Source organism: Alteromonas gracilis (assembly GCF_043642145.1).
GTDB lineage: Bacteria > Pseudomonadota > Gammaproteobacteria > Enterobacterales > Alteromonadaceae > Alteromonas > Alteromonas gracilis_B.
Window position 1 is genome coordinate 275876 of sequence record NZ_JBHZRZ010000002.1, and the last position, 21888, is coordinate 297763.

Genomic DNA, 21888 nt, shown 5'->3' on the forward strand with positions numbered 1-21888 from the left:
TTAATCCCCCCCTAAAGTAACATAACGTAACAATGAAATACCTTTCGTTGTAATCGAAATCCCATATCAGTAATCTCTTCCGGCGATATCCTACAACGCTGTTGACGTTAATACTCTCGGAAAATCAGAGAGATATGAAAAAGAAAAAAATGACAAATCACCTCAAAACTTTTGAGTTAGCCATTTAGCTTAGTAAAACTCTAAGGAGCAAAAAAGAATGAAATTAGACTATTGTGTACTCGGGACCAATAACATGGAAGGGGCTATCCAATTCTATAGTGCTCTTTTTGCAGGAACAACTCTGAATCAAGGACTTAGAACTGACAGAATGGCATATTGGGAGAGTAAGGATTTTGCCTTCGCATTGGCGATACCTTTTGATAAGCAGCCAGCTACAAATGGAAATGGGACGATGCTCGGATTAAACGTAGGCACTGAAGATGAGGTAAATAGACTTTATGAAAAAGCGATGGCACTAGGCGGGAGTTGTGAAGGTAAACCTGGACATCGAGGGCCGAAATATTCAGCATACATAAGGGATTTGGACAAGAACAAGATCGTATTCTCAGCCTAATTAACAAGTAATCTTTACTCCTATACTGGCTGCTTTGTACTAAAGAGTTAGCGGCCAGACCATTAGTTGTGTGCTTGTCAGTATTCTTCATTCTTTCGACTACTTATTATCTAGGCGAAGAAGTCATGGAGCTGTACTTCGGTAGAAAGTTTGAATTGCGACTCATTTAATACTTCCGCTAAACATCATATGTGAAAAATGCTTTTAGACTCAAAATCTCTGACGTGTACATTCCCTTTTTTTACAATTACTGGATGTAAGAATTCATGACAATAACTAGGAAATTTGTGGTTCTTAATATCACTTTATTGTTTTGTTTCGGCTGTCAGCCCGACATTACGAGATTAGAAAACTCTCAATTCAAGAGGTCAGGCTCGAAATATCAAAATATATATGTCTCAAAATACCAAGGTAAAGGTCCGCACAATAAATACGACGAAATGGAATTCTTGTTGCCTGATGAGAAGAAAAAGGTAGAGAAATCTATCGTTGGATTTGCTTATTCGGGTTTCGATAAAACCGTAGGATTTAGGTTTGACGATATGCTTTTTCCGAACATTGATATAGATGCAACCCAAGTGAACCGCGTCACTTGGTTAGGCCATGCGAGTTTTTTGATTCAGTTAGGTAATGGAGATGCATTGGTAACAGATCCAGTATTTGAAGAATTTGATGGTTTCGGGTGGCTTGGCAGTATTTTAGATGATTCACTCAAAAGACTGGGACCAGCGCCTATAAAAGCTGAACAGTTAGAATTCGTAAGTGGTGTGGCGATATCTCACAATCACTATGATCACTTAAATAGCTCATCTTTGGATGGATTTAATAATGGAACCCGACTTTATTTGCCGCTGGATAACGCCGATGACGTAGATTTTGATAAAGGCTCTATTATCGAAATGGATTGGTACACAAAAACAAGTCACAATGATACGACAATCCACTTTTTACCAGCAAATCATATGTCAAACCGCAGTTTTTCCGACATTGATGAAAGCCTGTGGGGGAGTTGGCTGTTTGATGATGGTGTTACCCGTATTTATTTTGCTGGAGATTCGGGCTATAGCCCTATATTTAAGGACATAGCCCAACACATTGGCAATATTGATATATGCTTGATGCCGATAGTTGCCTATCCAGGATCAGCTAGGTATATGCACATGTCCCCAGAAGACGCAGTAAAGGCGGGACAAGACCTCGGGTGCAAATTATTTATTCCCTGGGGTTACGGTACTTGGTCTCTTGGGTATGAGCATGTAAACGAACCCCTGAGACGGCTGGCAAAAGTTGTAGAAGATGTACAGCCCGACTTTATTATTCAACCTCTGAAAATCGGAGAGCATGTTGATTTTGTAGAACAGTTCACAGGAGTTCGTAATTAGTCAGTCCGCCTACGCTGCGATTAAGCAGTATTAATGTAAAGCCTCTTAGCAAGAGAAATGTTGAAGTAGATACTCGCTTGTCTATCGTAATCTTCTATTTGAATAGATTTTCTAGACACTGTATCTAACTCAACATGCATAGAAGATGAAGCAGATTGTAAAATGAAAGTTATTACTATAAGCGGTATTTCTGGAAGTGGTAAGACATCTTTAATTAATCAATTATCTAAAGAGTTATTCTGTGATAGCTTGTTTTTTGATGACTATGTCAGTGGTAATACATACCCTGAAGCTATGGAGTTATGGCTTGAAACGGATATCGATTTTTCAGCGATTAAAACGCCGGAACTAACAGAAGAACTACACAAACTAAAGAATTCTACCAACAAAGATTATTTGTTTATAGAAGAGCCATTCGGCAAGTGCAGGAAGGTCATGTCTTCACTAATCGATCACGTAGTCCTTTTAGAGCCTCCTATGGAAGTGTGTTTATCGCGAGTCATAATGAGGCATCTTAATTCCTCACCTTCTTACTCCACTGAATCCCTAGCGAACTACTTAAATAAATATAATGATTACCTTCGGGAAATCTACATAAAAGTAAATGATGAAGTTCGTCAAGATAGCGATTTGATTATCAAGAGCACTCAGCAAGTTGAATTTATTTCGAGGCAAATTCAGCAATGGCTGAAAACATTATCTAGTCCAAAGAGTATATAATGAAGTCTAAGAAGAAACCGGCCAGAGTTATGAGAGTCTTAATTTTTACCGCAAAAACGTTTGTTTCGACTCAGATCAATACCATTTAGTTAAGGATTTAATGAGTGAACGAAAAGTTAGAGGCAGGCATTAAAAGGTTGGTAGATGAATTTCAATCAAATGGGAAGCCTTGTGCATCAAAGCAGTCAGTTTACCAGCGCCGCGCTGGCTATATCGCGTCCTCGTATTTGGGTGGAGATAGCCCAAAATTAGAAAGTGAGTTTACTGATATTCTGAACGGCGTTCAGGTTAAGATATATAAGCCTTCCAGCGGAGTCTGCCTCCCTATTATTATTTATTTTCATGGCGGTTGTTTTATAAGTGGCGGGATTGAAACACATCAACCACAGCTGCGACAGCTTGCCCGTCTTTCTAATTCCATTGTTGTCTGCATTAAATACAGATTAGCGCCGGAGTATAAATATCCTGCTGCACATGACGACGTTTATCAAGCGGTGATAGGTATCAAACAGCATGGAAACAAGTATGGTGGTAACCCACAGAAAATATCATTCATTGGTGATAGCGCGGGAGGCCATTTAGCTCTAGCCACGACTCTTAGACTAAGGCGCTTTAGTAGTTGGCTACCGCGAAATTTGATTTTAATTTATCCTATGCTCGACCCAAAAGGCCGCTCACAGAGTTACAAGAAATTCGGTACGGACTATATCATTACCGCAAAAACGTTACTCTCTGGTTTTGAGCTATACTCAAATGTGGATTCAGAAGTTATCGAACACGAGTTAGACTTATTAAAATGTGACTTTGGCGGACTACCGTCCACCACTATAATTACTGCGGAATTTGACCCTTTGTGTGATGAAGGTAAACGACTATATCAACTAATGCAGTCACATGGTGTTGACGTTTGTTTGGACCATTATTTGGGCGTAATTCATGGTTTTTTTCAGCTCGCCGCTATATCTGATTCAGCTAAACTTTGTATTAATGAAGTAGCAAAAAAAGTAAATCGGGCCACTTGAAGTGACTGATACAAAGATCAGTCTAGCCTGAGATTGCAAGTAACCAAATTGTAGTATAGATAGTGGTGTTATTTGAATTCTATTTGTTAACAAGCGGTCTATCAGTTGACTTTGACAGGTAATAGCACAGTAAACGTACTACCTTTTCCTAGTGCGCTTTGCACTTCAATAGCACCATTGTGAGCGAGTGTTATTTGACGGCATAAATACAATCCCAATCCTACTCCGCTGTTTGAACGATTAACTATATTTCCAGCCTGAGAAAATGGTTCAAATATCCTCTCAATTTCCCGCTCATCAATCCCTTTACCAAAATCTCTGATGCCTATTTCGAGCAAGTCGTTCTTCTCTGAGCAACTGATTAGTACAGGAGAATCCACTCCACTGTGTTTCAATGCGTTTTCAATGAGGTTTTTTATCAAAAACTTAAAGCGACCTAAATCTATTTGCAATGCTATTTCAGGTACGTGACCGTCTACTCGTACTTTGGGTTCTTCATTAAACTGGCGTAATATTTCAGCCATAACGTTAGGTAAATAGTAGGTATCGATGTTAAGTAAATTTCCCGCATCCTTGAGGCGTTCGCTTTCCAATAACTGCTCTACAATCTCATCCATTTGGTTAATTTCTTTATTAAGCTTTATTTCCACGTCTCCATTATCTAGTAGTGCCAGTAAAACTTTCATCCTTGCCATTGGTGAACGCAATTCATGGCTTACTGACAGTAATAATTCAGTTTTAGCCGCAAACAATTGCTCTATTTTTTCAGCCATTGTATTTAACCCTCTGGTTAATGTGCCTAAATCATTTTTGGGATGATTATCAATTCGATATTTAAAATTACCTTCACTGATCTCTGATGCGCTGATGATAGCTCGATTAATTGGCGCAAGTTGACTCCCCAATAACCAGTAACTGAATCCAAAGACAAAGATTATCCCAACCCAAGGCCAATATATTATCCAACCCGGGAAAACGATTAGGTTTGCTATTTTCGACGTTACAGTGATGCTGTAATCTTGCAAGTCTGCAGAGAGGAAGTAGTTTGAATTTTGCTTTTTAAAATGCAACCTACCAATCCTTATCGCACCTTGCCTTAGCTCTTCGGGAGGAGGTAACACCGAGCCTGTACGCCAATACGTTTCATTCTGGGTAATTTGAATCTCTACGCGGTTTTTCTTGGCTTCCTCCGTCAATTTTTCGATATCCAATGGGCCCGAAACCAGGTTTGTCATCATCAAATGTAAAGATGCCTCTCTTTCTCTTATGATTTCCACGGCTTCATCTTCAGAAATCGCAAAACTTCCTAAAATGATTAAAATCGCCAGCGAAATAGTCGTAAAGGTAAATATCAGGAAAAAACGGGCATACAAATTAAGGTGTGAAAAGTTCATAAAGGCGTCCCAATAAAGGTATATCCAACACCTCTAATCGTCTTAATAAATCTAGGAGAGGCCGCTGAATCATTTAGTTTTTGACGCAGTCGACTCAATAATATGTCTACTGAACGCCCATATAAATCGACTTCAACGCCTCTTAAGACCCCTGTAATTTGCTCTCGATTAAACACTTTCTCAGGTTGCAATGCGAGAGCCTCTAAAAGATGAAACTCCATACCAGATAAGTGTATTTCGACTCCATCAACCTTCACAAGTTGCTGCTCACGATAAATGGTTATACCTGCATAGAACATAACGCCTTTCTGTTGAAGAGTGGTTTCCTCGCGAAGTGTACTGCGGCGTAACAAAGCTTGGACTCGTGCCAGAAGCTCGAGAGGCTCAAAAGGTTTGGGTAAATAGTCGTCTACACCTATCTCAAAACCGTGCACTTTATCTTCAAGTCGTCCTCGGGCCGTTAGCATGATAATTGGAATACTGTAAGTCTTTCTGATTTGTTTACACAGTGTAAAGCCGTCAATCGTCGGCATCGTGACATCCAACAATAAAAGCTTTGGCTCCTCGGCCTTTATTAATTCATATCCATCATGGGGGTCATTTGCGTAGATCAAACGATAATGGTGCTTTTGAAAAAAAAGTGAAAGGCTCTGGGTGAGGCTTTTGTCATCATCAATCATCAAAAGTTTAGTCATGGGCGTTCATAGTAGCTGTTTGTCCAAAGTAATACTGACCTAGCATAGTGCCAATAACAAATAATAACGCGCGATTGTTACACTGTGTTACCCAGCCTGCATAAATAGTTAAGTATGATCATTTCAAACGAAATTGAGGAATGGTTGTATGTTTGACATATTTGAGCAAGGTATATTTAAGAAGTGCACTTCATCTAAGGCCATCGGCTGCTTAATGTTATTGCAAATGGCTTTAGGATTATTATTAAACTTTTATTATCTCAAGCCTATTCTGACCTATAACAATGAGACACCCATTGAGTTACTCAACACTATTTTGGGCGTAGCCACATTGCTTGCGCTGCTAGTAAGTGCACTAAATTTAGTATTTGGATTACTGTTACCTAAACAACAAATTAAGCGTCAATTTCGAACTTTTCGAGTTTTGGTGCTATTAGCCACGGCTGGCATTGTTATGTGTGCGAACGAATACGCACAGCTTTCAAAATACGTGACATTTTTAACTACAGTAATCGATCTTCAACCTGATACCTCTGCTTCCACACTGGAGCTAATTAGAACCTCAATCGCGGCAGGACGAAACGAAGCTCACTTTTTATCTATTTTTATTTCCAGCACAAGTTTGTTTGTTTTTTATATTTTCTTGCTAAGAGGTCGAATGATACCAACGCTTTTATGCGTATTTGCTATCGCTGCCGTCTTTGGCCAGCTTATCGCGGTAGGCCATACTTTTTTTCAAGCAGCGATTCCCAACATTATCCAACTCCCTTTATCCATAACCCAGCTGGTCGTGCCTTTTTATCTATTGATATATGGATTTAAGTCAGACGAATTCCTGCTATCGCCTGATAGCCAGTCAACACATTAACAGTTAAGGACGAAGAATATGATTTCTATAGCCGTAATCATTCACATCTTAGCCGGAGCCATTGTATTGCTTTCTGGGTATGCAGTTATCCTGACTCTGAAAGGAGGCGCCTTACACAAAAAACTAGGAAAGTTATATGTGTCGTCCATGCTAATACTTGGAATAAGTGGGACGATTATCGCTGTCGTGAGAGAGGTTCCCATTTCAATCATGAATGGGCTGGTACTTTGTTATTTTGTGCTATCGGCAATTAATGTCGTAAGGCAATCGGATAAGCAAACCAATTTGGTTGATAGAGTATTATTTGGCTTTGCCATAATGCTTGTAGCTGGTTTTGCCTGGTTTGCATACCAGACCACCCTAAGTCCCGACGGTAAACTAGGTGGCTTTGGGATTTGGGCTTACCTTATTTTTGGTTGCGCACTGGCATTCTGTGCCATAGCAGATTTTCGCTATTTACAAGTTGGTGGGCTATGTGGGACTGACAAATTGGTGCGCCATTTATGGCGTATGTTTTTTCCACTTTTCATGTCTACTGCCGCTTTCTTTTTGGGACAAGCAAAACACTTTCCCGAAGCCATCAGAACAATTGAATTTCTGATTGCTCCTGTAATTTTTGTCATCTTATCAGCGATTTATTGGGTGCTAAAAGTAAAGTGGCTATCGTCTCGAAAAGCTTAGCAGCATCAAGAGGAGTAACACAGTCATCAGTTACTGCGACATCTATTTTTTAATTTTCAATCAAAAGTCCAGCCATTAATCCTAGTGACTGGACTATCCAGGAAATGCATTAGCAGATATCGCTGATGCCGCAATGTAAAAAGGAGAAAACGTGAGATCTTATCTATCCATTTTGGGGCTCCTAGCGAGTACTGCGGGTGTAAACGCGCAGCACATAGAGCCAGTAATGATTCCTATTGTAAATGCCGATAGCGGTATAAACATTCAGATGGGAAAATATGAAGTCACTGTAGAGGAGTACAAACGCTTCATTGCTTCCACAGGATATGAAGTACCGAAGAAATGCATGCTTTTCAGCCCGTCTAGTTGGCCCGATCCTGAAACACCTGCCAATTGGGATCATCCTGAACTTGTCGCAAACTCATTCAACCCAGTCTCTTGTATTGGAGTAATAGGAGCCAAAGCCTACGCAAGATGGTTATCAGAGGTCACCGGAAAACCCTATCGACTACCTCAACTTCATGAATGGCAGTACGCAGCCTCTAAAGGTAAGCATAGTCGCTTTGACTTTGGTGAAGACTACTCGCAAACCGAAATATGCAAATACGAGAATACAGAAGACTTTGCTTCAGTCGCAGGAGTTTTACGCGATCATGGTCACCGCTACGATATAAGTGCACAATGTAACGATGGCGCTGTATATCAGACAGTGGTAGGCATGTATCGCCCAAATTCACTGGGCCTGTTTGATATGATGGGCAATGTCAGAGAGTTACAAGAATCTTGCGTTAGGTGGGATGATGATAAGTCTGAAAACTGCTTAGAATATGATGTTGCGGGTGAGGCTTGGCATTGGCAAGCTCGCGGTGTGAAAGTCCCTGACACTATACTGGCTGATTTTTATGGCAGTATTGAAGGCTTTCGGCTAGTGCTAGACAGTACAGAAAGATATCCAATTAGCAAGCAAACGGAAATGTTTTTGCAAGACCTAGATGTTGCACAAAAGCAAGCCAGAAAAACACACGAAAAAATGATGACTTTGCCGAATGCACCCAAGCACGTAACAGCCACAGTTGTCTCTGATACACAGACACGTATTGAGTGGCAAGAAACTCAACCTGAAGCTGAGCATTATAGTGTCTATCGCAGTTATCTGGACCCCAACGGAAAGCATAGTCGCGATTGGCAAAAAGTTGCAGACAAAATCAAGACTAATTTCTACGTTGATAACCGACCTGGAAAAGGGCTTGTGAGTTACAAAGTTTATGCAATCAACAACCAAGGTGAAAGCCCAGCTAGCAGGCAAGCGCAATTGGGTAATGCACCTGTTTTTTTAGTGAATCAAAAAATCGAAGCCGAGCAATATTTCGCAGAAAAATTTACTTGGATACAGGATAAAGATGATGCAACTGCAGTGGGCTTTATGCACAATCCGAAACACTATGTAACGGGTCAATTTCCGTTTCTTCCTGCATGGCTCAAGTTTGCCTTTACTAGTAAAAAAAGTGGCACTGGCATGATTGAAGTCCGCGTTAGGGGCGAGGATGGAGCCACTTTTGAACTCTGGCAAGGTCATCACCTAGTTGCTCGTATCTCTCTTTCAAACCAAGAGGGCTTTGTTAACATCCGTCATAAAGCATCATGGATTGAAGGAGGCTATCCGCTAGAGATACGTTCAGCAAATCAAAAATGGTTTATGCTGGATTGGCTGTTATTAAAACCCTAACTCAACAGCGGGTAACAACTTACTTAGGTTGTACCCGCATCTCAAAAAAGAAAGATCTTTCCCCTTTTGGGGTAGGATGGTAAGAAAGTCGGCATCTACAAAAGATCAAAGATCATCTGACATTGAGCTGACCTCAAACTTCGGACACTCATAACCTCTCGTTTCCCACAAAATTGAACGACCGCTTAGATGCTCAAATCTGCCGTGCAGTTTTTTTCACATCAATATCCGCTTCACGTACTTTTCAGTCACAGAGGCAGAATTACATTGGTAACACAAGATACGCTACTAGCTCATTTGAGTTTTCCGTGTTTCAATTCACCTCTACTTTTGTCGCCTCGTCCTAGGGCATCAAGGATTGCTTGCACACATCGAGTCTGATCTTTATTCCAAAGCGCATAGCTTAATGGAAAGATTTCTATACCGGCACGTTTAATAATTTTATATGTGTTGAGCTCAAAATAGTTTTCCCAAGGTCCAGGGTAACCTATTAAATCAATTGCTAGGTATCGATCACCATTTTTTACCAAAACATCGATATAGGTTCCAAGCATCTCGTAACCTCCCCAACAATCAATATCTAGACTCTTCAACGTTTCTATCACTTCACCTTGAAATTCATCAGGTTGTTTCTCGGACTTGTGTTTAATGATGAAGCTGTCTACTGAGGCAATATACTGGCGTAGCAAATTTTCCTTTGGCAAATTGGTCGGTTGAAACGATTTAAACAAAACAGTGGATTGTCTTGCACGGGTGACCGAAACATTAAATACGTCTGGCTTGTTAAGATATGCCACGGCGCGTTTACTGTCATCGTCTATGCAAAAAGAGATAAGCATGATGTCCCTTTCTTCCCCTTGAAAGCCATAGGGCGTGGATACTTTAATTTGATGCTTTTGAATACACTCGAGAGGAATGAGTTTTTCTACAAGAGTGGAGAGGTATGCCGCTTGTTTGCTAAACGGGGAGAGAATGCCAATGGTTCTAGACAGCTGTAATTCACTATCTTTTTTTATGATTTGCTTAACTTCAGCAACAATTGCTTCAGCCTCTTTTTCGTTTGTGCCCGCATCAGTTCGAATGCCGCCAATATCAATCAATGAAACATGTCCAACAGTTGAACATGGACGATGTTGCATAACTTTCAGCTTACCACCATAAAAATGCTCGTTACTGAAATGAATCAGTTCTGGTTGGCTGCGGAAATGTTCATCTAAAAATGCCACCTGATTTTGGTTTAAAACACTTTGCAAAGCCATGTCCAAGATGCTGGCGTCCCTGTAACTCAGCGCTTTATCATGACCTTTTACTCCAAACTGGTCAGCTATTGCTAACTGCTTTGACCTAGAAATAAAAGAATAGTGTTTCAATTGCTTTTGATCGCCAACCACTAAGGCCCTTTTCGCCCGTGCGAAAGCAGGTAATACACTGGAGATATTACATTGTGTTGACTCGTCTACTATCACCAGGTCAAACATTTCATAGTCAAGCGGTAATACTCTATGCAACGTATTCAGCGTAACTAGCCAAACAGGAAATCCCCTTAGAAGAGATGAAAAATTAGCTTCAGAATAGTATTCCGATTGTTTAGAAGATGTTCTTGCGCGAGATGCTTTATTGAGAATTTGAACAGCTTTGCGATCTGACTTTAAAAGGTGAGAAACGACTCGTGCTTTCTCAGAGCGTAAATATCTTGTAGCTAACTCCTCTTTTTCTCGTACTCTTTGGTTAAAATGCCGAGATATCTGCCAAAGCTTCTCTCCTTTGTGGATGGCTGGTGTGCTCAACTTATGGACCAATTTATCCCAAAGACTGGCCGAATCAGTTGCCAGCTTATGTGCTCTGTTGCCCTGCTTAAAAGCATTAGCACTCAATTTTTCCAAACCAGTCTCATCGGACTCTATTTTGTTGATCAGTTTATCCAACTGCTTTTTATGGTCTTTTACGAGGTCTGCTTCTGAGTGGTCGTAATAACCAGCCAGTAGGTCATCAAGATACTGCTTGAATTCTTTTAAAACGGCTTTTTGTCCCGCCCGCACAAACAAATTGTCCAAACCAAAGTCACCTGCAAGTTTGCTGGCAATGACATCAAGAGCAGTGTCTGAATTGGCGACAATTAAAACACTTTCTCCTCGGGTAAAGTGCTCTGCCGCAGCAGCTGCAATAGTAAAACTTTTTCCAGTTCCTGGAGGGCCAGATACAACGGCGAGTGATTCTGTGGCAGCCACTTTAAGCACTTTTTTCTGTGCTTTGCTAAGGGTGCTAGGAACAAGATTGTAGTTAGGGCGGGTGTCAGTATCTGATGATTGTTGCCCACCCATTATTGCGTAAAGTGGAGCTGATAGCTTTTCTCGATCAAGCAACATTGACAATTCGTGTATCACTCCTCGACTGCTTGCAGAACGCTCTACGAATGCTAGACAAGAAATGGGAAGTAAACTCGGGTGCTTGCGGCGCATTGCTCGTGATGCGTCATCTTTGGTTCCTAGCTGAGGAAATTTCAGACTCTCAAGGCAATCAATTTCATAGGGGCTTTCTGCTAAGAGGTTTATCCAAAATGATGGCTCGTATAACCTGTTAACATCAATGACAGGGAGCTCTGTGCAATCGGGCAACAACAGTGACAATAGCTCTTCATTAACAAAAGCGCCAGAGTTGTCTGCGGTAAAATAGTGCCCATACTCATCCGACTCAATGCGAGCTTCATTTACGACTAACGGGCTAAACAGGGATACAGCATCTCCATCGTTGCGTAATTTTCCCGAAACAAATAATGAACCGTAGAGCAATATCCTTTCACGCTGGTAAATTTCTACTCGTTTTGACAGAGATTCCCCGTAATGAGGTTCGATGGGTAATCTATGGAGATCTCCGGTTGCTAATTCGTCCTGTCCAGAAATGAAGAGTACGTCTTCGTTTTTTAGACGTAGAAGATTCCGAAGATTAAAATCAGAAGAATCTTCCTTAAAGCATTCTCTGTAATATCCGATCAGTCCGTTAATTTGCATTTTAATTGTTAGAAATAGTACACCGCATGCTGAGAGTCTGCTTTAAATGAATTGTATGGTCAAATATCGATAAACCACAAGCACTTCGCTTACCCTAAATCAGAACTTAGTCTTTTTTCGGTAACGGGTCTCGTTACGTTCGGCTCAAACACAAATTAGCGCTTTCAAGTTCGCGGTTTTCCAGCAGTGTAATACGATGGTGACAGGATTTTGTGCCGTCTGTTTTTTCATTTTTCTCCACCTACCCTAACGCTTATTCCCCTCAGTTATCATTTTGCGGGCTCTTGCCTCTGAGTTTCGTATCATGTCATCAATCAACGATGTTTCAGGCATGTTCTTCCAGTATTTTTTAGGCATCTGGCTCAACATTGCGCTCTTCTTGATACGTGCGGGGTTAAATATACTTGCGTAATAGGTAAGCCAATATTCTTCAATGCGATCGTTATCGGGAAGAACGCTTGAGTCAGGGTTATCTTCCAAGGTTAACGCTTCTGTATCCCAATGGGCAGCTCTGTAGGGCGTGAGAATAGACCATCGCATATTTTTGAATCGGGTTTGGAAGAAGTCGAGTTTAATTTCTAAGCTAAAATGCTCCGGTTCGTACCATGCAATAAAGTGCTCTTGGTTGTTGTGCGTCATCTCTCTGAACCGTAAAAACGCACTCATTTTATACGCATCGCGCTTCACCGCTTTCACCAAGGAATAGAGCTTCATAACGTCGTCATCTGTTTTCAGCCGAAGAAGGTTTTTGTTCTCAAAAATAACACGCCATAAAACCCGATAGCACAACGCGAAGCGACTAGTATCGTTATGACACAGTGCATATTTGAATAGCATTAAAACCGACTTGGGAATGCTGTGCATTGCTTGCGTTTTTTGTACCTCTGTAGCTTGAGCTTGCTCAATATCGCCAAACAGGTCGCTCTGTGTTGTGTGTGAACACTGCCAGATAATGTGCTCTGGCGAGATAGACTGGGCCAAGCACTCTCTTGCAGCCGTTCGCCACTCGTCGTACCCAGGTGTCGAAGTAATAGTGATAGTTTTCATTATGTTGCCGCTTCACTATGCGCTAAACAATTCAAACTGCTTTGGCTGTTTGAATTGCAGCTCGAAGTTATTGCTATCAAGCAAGTGAATATTAGGTGAGTAATCACTTACACTAATGAAAGGTTTCAGCTTTTGAAGTGGCAAGCGCATCTTGGTGAGGTCCATCCAACTAAGCTTTGTGTGCCTGCGAATTGCCAGAATTTTTTGAACCGTGCGCGCGCCAAGCCCAGGCACGCGCAATAAAAGCAGCTTGTCAGCTTTATTTAAATCAATAGGAAATATATGACGATTGCGTAACGCCCACGCTAGTTTAGGGTCGTGGTCCATATCAAGCATGTCATCGTGCACTATTTCATCAAGCTTGAAGCCATAAAAACGCAATAGCCAATCAGCTTGATAAAGGCGATGCTCACGAATTAACGGCGCGGGCTTAAGCGGTAACACTTCAGATGCATCAGGTATAGGCGAGAACGCAGAATAATAAACACGGCGCAGCTTTTGTTGGCTATACAGTTTTACACTCGTGCCCAATATGATTTTATCATTTGAGTCATCGGCGCCTATGATCATCTGCGTAGACTGGCCACCAGGCGCAAAACGGGGTAGACGCTTGCCTGAATAGGTTTTATCAACCTTGTGTTCAGCTATTTTGTCTTTCAGCGTGTTCATGGAACCATGTATAGCGCCAAGATCTTTCTCGGGCGCATATTTATTCAATGAAGGTTGAGTTGGCATTTCTACATTTATGCTTAGCCTATCGGCATATAAGCCAGCTTCAGCCTGTAATTCAGGCGAAGCATTGGGAATTGTCTTAAGGTGGATGTACCCTTTAAATCCGTGATCGATACGCAACGATTTAGCAATGCGCACCATGCTCTCCATAGTAAGGTCTGGTGACCCAACAATACCTGAGCTCAAAAACAGGCCTTCGATATAGTTACGCTTATAAAAATTCAGCGTTAAATCTACGGTTTCTTTCACACTAAAACGCGCACGGCGAACATTGCTCGACACTCTATTAATGCAATAATGACAATCGTAAATACAGTAGTTTGTCATTAAAATTTTAAGCAATGAAACACATCGCCCGTCTGGGGTAAAACTGTGGCATATGCCCGAGCCACCAGTTAACGAACCAATGCCCGTTTTGTCATTTTTATCAGCCTTTCGCTTGCCTGCTGACCCGCTTGCGCATGAAGCATCATACTTGGCTGCGTCCGAAAGTATTTCGAGTTTTTGTATCAGTTTGTCATGCATTGCAAATTCGTACTTACTTTTTGCGAATACACAAAAGCGGTCGATTCAATGTAAAGCAATAGACAGACTCATGTGTATCAATGATGAAGATTCCGTCATATCCTAACACTCACAATATGTATAAATATACAGTATTTTTAATTTCAATCATTAAATTTTGCACCGGCTGAATCCGCCCACTGAAAAATTGCAGCTATCAAACAAAAAAGCACGAGTTCAGAAAACACACAGAAAAACCTTGCATTGTTAAATTACAAGTGTAATCTTAAACCATGGACTACAAATGTAATCATAAAAACAGAAAGCAATCTTATGAGTAAAATGTCAGACAAACCAGAAATATCAAACGCCGAATTTGAAGTGCTTGATGTACTTTGGGATGACCACCCTGCTACTTCAAATGAAGTCATTGCGCGTCTAAATGATAAAAAAGACTGGCACGAGAAAACCGTGAAAACGCTGTTAGGCCGACTGGTAAAAAAAGATGTGCTGGGGTTTGAAAAACAACAACGGCAGTACTTGTACTACCCATTGATTGCTAGGGAAGACTATACAAAAAAAGAAACGACAAGCTTTGTAAGTCGTTTATTCAAAGGAAAAATTGCGCCTATGGTGGCAGGTTTTGCTAACCAAAACTCGCTTTCAAAACAAGATGTAAACGAGCTAAAAGCGCTTATTAAAGAATGGGAAAAGAACAATGATTGATTGGCTCATCGCCCAGCAAGGTATTCTTACACTTGCACTTATTTTGCTAATGGTGTGCGAGCATTTTTTTACCGTTAAGTTAGGCGCATCACTTAGCTACAAGCTTTGGGCATTAGTCCCCGCTTGTTTGGTAGTGAACAATATTCCAATGTCGTTAGTGAGCATTCCCTCAAACAACTTCAGCCGCTATGTCGTTGGCGTTAAGCCCTCACTTAGCGTCAACGCTTTCGAAACATGGTTTACCCTTTGGGCAATTGGCGTAAGCGCAATCACCGCCTATATTTTGCTGCACCACGTTACGATATGGTTATCAATTGGTAAGCGCCGCGCTGTACACACCAATGCGTATTACTCTAGCAAAGCAGCCACGCCTATGCTGTTTGGTTTTATCAGCCCTAAAGTGCTCATTCCTTTCACGTTCAAAAGTGCGTTTTCTTCGCAGCAGCAAGCCCTTGTTTTAGAGCATGAGAATGTACATCGCAAACATAACGACCACCTATGGAATTCGGTGGCGCTAATCATTGCCATTGTTTTTTGGTTCAACCCTGTGGTTTGGTTTGCGTTGAAATCGTTCAGGGTTAACCAGGAGTTGGCCTGTGACCACGCTGTACTTAAAAACAAAACAGAAAAAGAAAAGCTTACCTATGCGAAAGCACTAGTGCAGTGTGCTGAGCATTGTTCAAATGCCCTGCACCGAACACAAGGGCTTTACCCAACCTTTGGAGAAAAAAGGACTATGATGAAACGTTTAAATGCTATTAAACAACCAATGCGCAACAATAAAGTACTTGCAGCAGGTGTGCTTTCTATTGCCGCTTTACTCACCGTAAACACTGCTTTGGCCAACGGCCCCTCAGCACCAGAAAAGTCAGAAGCCAAGATAAACGAAGCGTCGCCAGTTAAACGCGTTCCACCCATTTATCCAGCTGAGGCGGCTGAAAAAAATGTAGAAGGGTTTGTTGTTTTATCTTTCGATATTACTGAAACTGGTGCAACCGATAACGTAAAAGTTGTGAAATCTAAGCCTGAAGGGGTATTTGAAAAAAGCGCCAAAGTAGCGCTTAAACAATGGGAATATAAACCGCGTATTCAAGGTGGCAAAGGAGTAAGGCAAACTGGGCTGCTAGTACAGCTAGACTATCAACTGGGCGACACCCTAGACACTGCAAGTTTAGAGAAGAACGCCAACCCTGAAGTAGAGCGTATTATTATTCCGCCAAAACCAAGTAAATAAATAATATAGTCACCAGAATACTAAGAGGAGCTGAAGCTCCTTTTAGTGTTTTGTTTGCCAAATAAACAGATTGCGGTTTGATTGAGGCCTGTTTAGCTATGCTATTTTTTTAGGTGTGGTGCGCAGGTTCCGGCCACTTTTGTCGCGTCAAATATCTCAATCCAGTAGCCGTCTGGGTCTTTGATAAACGCTATACCTTTCATCGAGCCATCGCTTAAACCTTTTTGAAATGGCACGTCTAATGACGAAAAGCGCGCGCAGGCAGCTTCTGCATCAGGAACGTGAAAACCAATATGACCAAAGCCTTTCGGTTCAGAATTACCATTGTGATAACTCGCTGATTCTGGCGTATCACCCCAGTTGTGGGTTAGCTCTAACATAGCTGGACGACTAAACGTTTGCTGTGTGCGTTCACTTTCATCTTCAGAAACATCAGAAAAGTCGTCACCTGCGGCTAAGAAATACAAGCTAAACTTCATTTCTTCAAAATCTAAACGCTTTAACAGGGTCATGCCCATAACTCGCGTATAAAAATCTAGAGAGCGCTTGGGATCGGCAATGCGCAGCATGGTTTGGTTAAACACAAAACCTTGTGTCTCAGCATCTTTTTCTTCGTAGAGGCCTCCGGCTTGCTCGAAGTGTCGGCTCATAATAGTCATCCTTTGCGTTGTGGCTTTGCTTTAGCGTAAATACAACTGAAGGTACACGAACGTGGCTATCTTCAGCATGAATACATCAAAGTGAGGGTGATATGCTTAACTACAACAGCACTCAGTCTCCCCTACTATGCATTTAACCGCAGATTCGTTCAGGCAGAATGTACGTTACTGCTTTTTGGGAAGCTTTCCCCATACCGAGTTTGAAGGAGTCGCTTTTTCAGGCGATGCTTTCGCGTTGCTTCTTGTGCCTTGCGCTTTTGAATCTGCTGGCCTTGGTTTATTAGGCGCTTTATTCAACGAGCTTGGCTTAGCACCAGCAGGTTTTCCTGCACTAGACGCTTTCTGAGACGTTTTCTGAGGTGCTTTCTGAGAAGACTGTCGTGTAGATTCTGGGCGATATTTTTTTACCATGCCTTGTAGCAAATTACGCACGACCTGATCGCCCGCAGGCTTAAAGTTGCGGTGATCTGGCTTTCTAAAAAACGCGGACAATTCACCTTTACTGATTCTGAAATCTGCCAGCTTTAACACGGCAATCATATCGTCGTCTTTGTAACTCATGGCTATGCGAATTTTGCGCAGCACTTCATTATTGCTTAAACGCTCTTTTGGCCCCAACTCCTTAGGTTCTTGCCCTTCTTGGCGACCACGATTTTTTATAACTAACCCATCGAGAAACAGCGCGATAATCTTATCACGACAGGGCAAATACCCCTCCTCACCTTCTCGCTTCATCACAGCGTGTAAATATTCAATCTCCATGTCGTAATTTACTAATTTGAAAATGCTGATTGCTGCTGTGTCGTTAATAGCTAACGCATAGCGAAGGCGACGTAAAACATCGTTGTGGATCATGTAAGTGGGCCTGAAGTGTAAAAATATAAAAATGACGCGGTGAAATCGCTTTAAGCAAACTGCACTGTAAAACTGCGCCTCTTGTGCTTTGCTTGAACATTTTACACCACTTGGTCACCAGCATCTATCTCAAGGTGTTGTCTCGGGTTAAATCAGCACGTAATTGAAAACCAAACTAGCCACTTAGTCGTAGGAACCTTTATCTCGTCGCGCTTATTTCTATGGAGTATTGAAATTGCGCTTATTGGTAGAAGGACACTTCCATGACAACACTCAACCTAAACGGGAAAGACGTCAGTCTTCCTCAAGATCCACGAACCACACTTCTCGACTTTCTTCACCAGCATTTAGCGATGTTTGGAACAAAAAAAGGATGCGATCACGGACAATGCGGTGCTTGCACCGTTATCGTCGACGGTGAGCGCGTGAACGCTTGCTTAGTATTTGCGTTCCAACTTGAAGGTTGTGAGGTGACAACAATAGAAGGCATAAGTAAAAGCGACGCCCTTCACCCTCTGCAGCAAGCCTTTATCGAAAGGGACGCATTTCAATGTGGTTACTGTACCTCTGGACAAATATGTTCAGGTGTATCGCTACTTCAAGAAATAGCCAACGGCGAGCCAAGCGCTGTGACTTACAGCGGTAGCGCTTCAATAAAAGAAGACATCAGCGAACGTATGAGTGGCAACCTCTGTCGCTGCGGAGCTTACCCTAATATTGTTGATGCAATCACAGATGTTATTGCACTGGAGAAACAATAATGCGGCCTTTTGACCTTCATCATTTTAATGAAAATACACCGCTTAATAGCTTCCCATTTAACAAATCAACCCGTTTTTTGGCTGGAGGCACTAACTTGATAGACCTGATGAAGCTTCAGGTTGAAACGCCAAAAACCTTAATTAACTTAGCTAAGTGGAAAAGTGCAAATACTATCTCTGAAGACGACTCACACTTCCATATAGGCGCTATGGTGAGCAATTCAACGTTAGCAAAGTTTGCTCATTCCCAGCCTACTCTATCCGTTCTTGCTCAAGCTCTGTTAAGTGGAGCAACCGTGCAACTTCGAAATAGGGCAACTACTGCGGGCAATTTGTTACAGCGCACTCGATGCTATTACTTTTACGATACGACTAAATGCTGCAACAAACGAGAACCTGGCTCAGGTTGCGCGGCATTAACTAGCATGAACCGTATTCACGCAATTTTTGGCACAAGTGAACATTGTATAGCGACTCACCCATCAGACATGGCCGTTGCCATGATAGCGCTTGACGCTGTTGTAAATACTCAGCAGCCAGACGGCAATAACCGTCAAATACCGTTAAGAGAATTCTACAAAGAGCCTAAAGATACACCAGACAAAGAAAGCGTTCTGGCCGACGGCGAACTTATAACGCACGTGAGTATTAAGAAAGCCAACATTGGCACCCAGTATTATCACAAAGTGCGTGACCGTTCCTCTTACGCCTTTGCGCTAGTTTCAGTAGCGGCGGCGCTCACAGTGCAAGGTGGCCGAGTTAAAACTATAAATCTTGCCTTTGGTGGCGTGGGTACCAAACCTTGGTATCCAGAAAAAGCTATACGCATACTTGAGGGCGCGGAGGTTACACCTGATGTCATATTACAGGCAGCTGAAGCTGAACTGTCTCAAGCAAAAACCTTTGGTAGTAACGACTTCAAGCCAGAGCTTCTGCGCCGCACGTTAGTAAAAGTGCTCACTGAACTTTCAGCGTATCAGCGAAAGAACCCAAATCACGAAGGAGCTTTGCATGGCAACGCCTAACTCACACACTGTTGGAACAGCAGTAAACCGTATTGACGGTACACAGAAAGTTACAGGCCAAGCAAAATATGCCGCAGAACACCTGAGCGAACGAAAACCGCTAGTTGGATGGTTAGTGGCAAGCGACACTGCCGTGGGCAAAATTACTTCACTTGACCCCAGCAACGCCGAGCAGGCCGAAGGTGTTCACGCTGTTATTACATACAAAAATGCAGGGCCGCTGAAACCTTTCAGTAAGCCAGCAAATGAAAGTCGATTCACCCAAAGCCGCGCGGTATTAAATGAGCCATATGTTCGTCATTTCGGCGCCCCTGTGGCATTGGTTGTTGCAGATACTCTGGAGCAAGCGCGTTATGCGGCAAGTTTAGTTAAATTCACTATCGACAGTGAAACCCCAGATTTGCTGAAACATTTTGACGAAGCAACACTAACACCAGATTCTTTAGATGGAGGTTTCGAACCAGATGCAACTTCTGGCGAGCCGCCCACTTCCAATGATATCGCTTATGCTATAGATAGTACCTACTCTACCCCGTCTCAGATATCTGCCGCTATGGAGACTCACGCCACAATTGCACAGTTTAACGGTGATAAACTTGAAGTCTTTTGTAGTGTGCAAATTGTCGCATCTGCCGTTGAAGCATTGGCGATTACGCTAGAAATGGATGCTGATAATATTGTAGTTAAAAGTCCATTTGTAGGAGGAGGTTTTGGTTCTAAGCTTGGATTACACTACGATGCTATTCTTGCTTGTATCGGGGCGCGGTATTTAAAGCGTGCCGTAAAAGTCGTTCTTAGTCGACGACAAGTATTTTACAACACGCCTCATAGAGGTCACAGCACGCAAAAAATTAAACTTGCCGCCAATAGCGAAAACATGCTTTTAAGCATTATTCATAAAAGTGCGATGCCAAAGGCGAAAGGCTATGAGTTCGCAGAGGCTACGGGGGCTGGGGCTCGTGTTACGTATAAGTCTCAATATATTGAAAGCTCGCACAAAGTAAAAGACGTAGACTTACCACTTATTGATTCTACACGTTCACCTGGTGATGCCATTGGCTCTTTAGCATTCGAGTCTGCAATAGATGAACTTGCCCACAAAGCCGGAGTAGATCCTCTTACCTTCCGTATTAAAAATTTACCTATAGTTCACCCCATGAAAGGCGTGCCTTTCACTACCCACAATTTAGGAGAGTGCCTTCGCCAAGGTGCACAACGTTTCAACTGGCAGCATAAGCCGCAACCAAGCTCTGGAAAACGTATTGGTCATGGCGTTGCCAGTGCCATGCGAATGAATGTTTTAGTTGAAAGCGCGGCACAAGTTGAAGTTGATGCTCACGGAGCTGTTACTGTGCGCACTGATATGACCGATATTGGTACCGGCACTTATACCATACTTGCGCAAATTGCGGCCGACACGCTGAGTACTTCGGTGGATAGCATTACTGTTAAACTAGGCGACAGCCGCGATCCTGCCTCATGTGGTTCAGGAGGTTCGTTCGGAGCAGCGAGCACGGGCTCTGCGGTTAAGCGAGCATGTGAAGCACTCATCGATACCATTCGTAGTAGGCTTCCAAGTGAGCTTAGTAATGCTAATTTGTCTATCGAGGAAGGTGAGCTGAAGGCTAGAGCGAACACAGAGGCTGATCAAGGCGACAGTGCCGATTCAAGTAATACGAATAACGTCGAGCGCTACTTTTCCGTTTTAGACTATATACCAGACACTGCGTTCCCGTTGGCAGCTACGGGAAAGATATCTGAAGATGATAGCAGCGATGATGAGCAATATTCCTGTGGCGCACACTTTGCTGAAGTTGAAGTCGATGAATATACAGGCGAGGTTCGCCTACTTCGTCAATACGGAATGTTTAGCGCTGGTCAAATCTTAAATGTAAAAACTGCCTCTTCTCAAATAAAGGGGGGAATGGTGTGGGGTGCAGGATATGCCCTGACCGAAGGGATTCACCACCATGAAGATACAGCAAGTTTTATAAACCCAGATTTTGGAGAATATCATATTGCAGTAAACCGAGACATCGCCGAGGTAAGCTTGGATTTTCTTGAAGAGCCTGACTATGCAGCTTCGCCAGTTGGCGCAAAAGGTATAGGGGAGCTAGGCATAACTGGCGCTGGCGCTGCTATTGCCAATGCAATATTTGATGCCACGGGTGTTCGGGTTCGGGCGTTTCCTATTACTATGGACAAAATAATTCAAGGCTAGCTATCTGGAAAGCGGCCCTTAGTGGCCGCACTCTTAAAAACGATAAACGGCCAT

19 protein-coding genes are annotated in these 21888 nt (G+C 42.4%); 12 read left to right on the forward strand and 7 right to left on the reverse strand.

Annotated elements, in window-relative coordinates:
• Positions 1 to 217 precede the first annotated feature (217 nt).
• The 4 genes from ACHUFN_RS05320 (at position 218) to ACHUFN_RS05335 (ending at position 3698) form a co-directional block, all read left to right on the forward strand.
• Complete coding sequence (locus ACHUFN_RS05320; protein ID WP_394221267.1) at positions 218 to 574, forward strand: VOC family protein; 357 nt, start codon at positions 218 to 220, stop codon at positions 572 to 574.
• Between the two features lie 287 nt (positions 575 to 861).
• The gene (locus tag ACHUFN_RS05325) at positions 862 to 1956 is read left to right on the forward strand and encodes an MBL fold metallo-hydrolase (RefSeq protein WP_394221268.1); all 1095 of its coding nucleotides are present in this window, start codon (positions 862 to 864) and stop codon (positions 1954 to 1956) included.
• 162 nt (positions 1957 to 2118) lie between these two features.
• Positions 2119 to 2676: a nucleoside/nucleotide kinase family protein gene (locus ACHUFN_RS05330; RefSeq protein ID WP_394221269.1), complete on the forward strand. Its 558-nt coding sequence runs from the start codon at positions 2119 to 2121 to the stop codon at positions 2674 to 2676.
• Positions 2677 to 2780: 104 nt separating this feature from the next.
• A complete protein-coding gene (locus tag ACHUFN_RS05335) occupies positions 2781 to 3698 on the forward strand; it encodes an alpha/beta hydrolase (protein ID WP_394221270.1) in 918 nt (305 codons plus the stop codon).
• Positions 3699 to 3799: 101 nt separating this feature from the next.
• On the opposite strand, the gene ACHUFN_RS05340 is transcribed toward ACHUFN_RS05335, so the two are convergent.
• Positions 3800 to 5092 (reverse strand): HAMP domain-containing sensor histidine kinase, encoded by a 1293-nt coding sequence (locus ACHUFN_RS05340; RefSeq protein WP_394221271.1) that lies wholly within the window; start codon positions 5090 to 5092, stop codon positions 3800 to 3802.
• Positions 5089 to 5787 carry a response regulator transcription factor gene (locus ACHUFN_RS05345; protein ID WP_394221272.1) on the reverse strand — a complete coding sequence of 233 codons (699 nt, stop codon included), beginning with the start codon at positions 5785 to 5787 and terminating at the stop codon, positions 5089 to 5091. The genes ACHUFN_RS05340 and ACHUFN_RS05345 overlap by 4 nt, the downstream gene beginning before the upstream one ends.
• 148 nt (positions 5788 to 5935) lie before the next feature.
• Between ACHUFN_RS05345 and ACHUFN_RS05350 the strand changes: the two genes are divergently transcribed.
• The 3 genes from ACHUFN_RS05350 (at position 5936) to ACHUFN_RS05360 (ending at position 9062) form a co-directional block, all read left to right on the forward strand.
• Positions 5936 to 6655, forward strand: coding sequence for a hypothetical protein (locus ACHUFN_RS05350; protein WP_394221273.1), 720 nt, complete (start codon positions 5936 to 5938; stop codon positions 6653 to 6655).
• An 18-nt stretch (positions 6656 to 6673) separates the two neighbouring features.
• Positions 6674 to 7336, forward strand: coding sequence for a DUF2306 domain-containing protein (locus ACHUFN_RS05355; protein WP_394221274.1), 663 nt, complete (start codon positions 6674 to 6676; stop codon positions 7334 to 7336).
• A 151-nt stretch (positions 7337 to 7487) separates the two neighbouring features.
• Entirely contained in the window at positions 7488 to 9062 is a 1575-nt protein-coding gene (locus tag ACHUFN_RS05360) for a formylglycine-generating enzyme family protein (protein WP_394221275.1), read from the forward strand.
• 293 nt (positions 9063 to 9355) lie between these two features.
• Here ACHUFN_RS05360 and ACHUFN_RS05365 read toward each other — a convergent pair whose 3' ends face one another.
• From ACHUFN_RS05365 to ACHUFN_RS05375, 3 genes are all read right to left on the reverse strand, one after another.
• Positions 9356 to 12070 (reverse strand): DEAD/DEAH box helicase, encoded by a 2715-nt coding sequence (locus ACHUFN_RS05365; RefSeq protein ID WP_394221276.1) that lies wholly within the window; start codon positions 12068 to 12070, stop codon positions 9356 to 9358.
• 246 nt (positions 12071 to 12316) lie between these two features.
• Positions 12317 to 13117 (reverse strand): TIGR03915 family putative DNA repair protein, encoded by an 801-nt coding sequence (locus ACHUFN_RS05370; RefSeq protein ID WP_394221277.1) that lies wholly within the window; start codon positions 13115 to 13117, stop codon positions 12317 to 12319.
• A gap of 15 nt (positions 13118 to 13132) precedes the next feature.
• Positions 13133 to 14374 (reverse strand): putative DNA modification/repair radical SAM protein, encoded by a 1242-nt coding sequence (locus ACHUFN_RS05375; RefSeq protein ID WP_394221278.1) that lies wholly within the window; start codon positions 14372 to 14374, stop codon positions 13133 to 13135.
• Between the two features lie 312 nt (positions 14375 to 14686).
• On the opposite strand from ACHUFN_RS05375, the gene ACHUFN_RS05380 reads away from it, so the two are divergent.
• Positions 14687 to 15079 carry a BlaI/MecI/CopY family transcriptional regulator gene (locus tag ACHUFN_RS05380; RefSeq protein WP_394221279.1) on the forward strand — a complete coding sequence of 131 codons (393 nt, stop codon included), beginning with the start codon at positions 14687 to 14689 and terminating at the stop codon, positions 15077 to 15079.
• Positions 15072 to 16313, forward strand: a complete 1242-nt coding sequence (locus tag ACHUFN_RS05385) for a M56 family metallopeptidase (protein ID WP_394221280.1) — start codon at positions 15072 to 15074, stop codon at positions 16311 to 16313. Before ACHUFN_RS05380 ends, ACHUFN_RS05385 begins: the two co-directional genes overlap by 8 nt.
• Before the next feature lie 101 nt (positions 16314 to 16414).
• On the opposite strand, the gene gloA is transcribed toward ACHUFN_RS05385, so the two are convergent.
• Both gloA and ACHUFN_RS05395 read right to left on the reverse strand, forming a co-directional pair.
• Entirely contained in the window at positions 16415 to 16963 is a 549-nt protein-coding gene (gloA, locus tag ACHUFN_RS05390) for a lactoylglutathione lyase (RefSeq protein ID WP_394221281.1), read from the reverse strand.
• Positions 16964 to 17137: 174 nt separating this feature from the next.
• Positions 17138 to 17827, reverse strand: coding sequence for a YehS family protein (locus tag ACHUFN_RS05395; protein WP_394221282.1), 690 nt, complete (start codon positions 17825 to 17827; stop codon positions 17138 to 17140).
• Between the two features lie 263 nt (positions 17828 to 18090).
• Between ACHUFN_RS05395 and ACHUFN_RS05400 the strand changes: the two genes are divergently transcribed.
• Genes ACHUFN_RS05400 through ACHUFN_RS05410 form a run of 3 tightly spaced genes read left to right on the forward strand, consistent with a single transcriptional unit; the run spans position 18091 to position 21834 of the window.
• Positions 18091 to 18588, forward strand: a complete 498-nt coding sequence (locus tag ACHUFN_RS05400; RefSeq protein ID WP_394221283.1) for a (2Fe-2S)-binding protein — start codon at positions 18091 to 18093, stop codon at positions 18586 to 18588.
• A complete protein-coding gene (locus tag ACHUFN_RS05405) occupies positions 18588 to 19613 on the forward strand; it encodes an FAD binding domain-containing protein (RefSeq protein WP_394221284.1) in 1026 nt (341 codons plus the stop codon). Before ACHUFN_RS05400 ends, ACHUFN_RS05405 begins: the two co-directional genes overlap by 1 nt.
• A complete protein-coding gene (locus ACHUFN_RS05410) occupies positions 19600 to 21834 on the forward strand; it encodes a xanthine dehydrogenase family protein molybdopterin-binding subunit (RefSeq protein ID WP_394221285.1) in 2235 nt (744 codons plus the stop codon). The genes ACHUFN_RS05405 and ACHUFN_RS05410 overlap by 14 nt, the downstream gene beginning before the upstream one ends.
• The last annotated feature ends 54 nt before the right edge of the window (positions 21835 to 21888 follow it).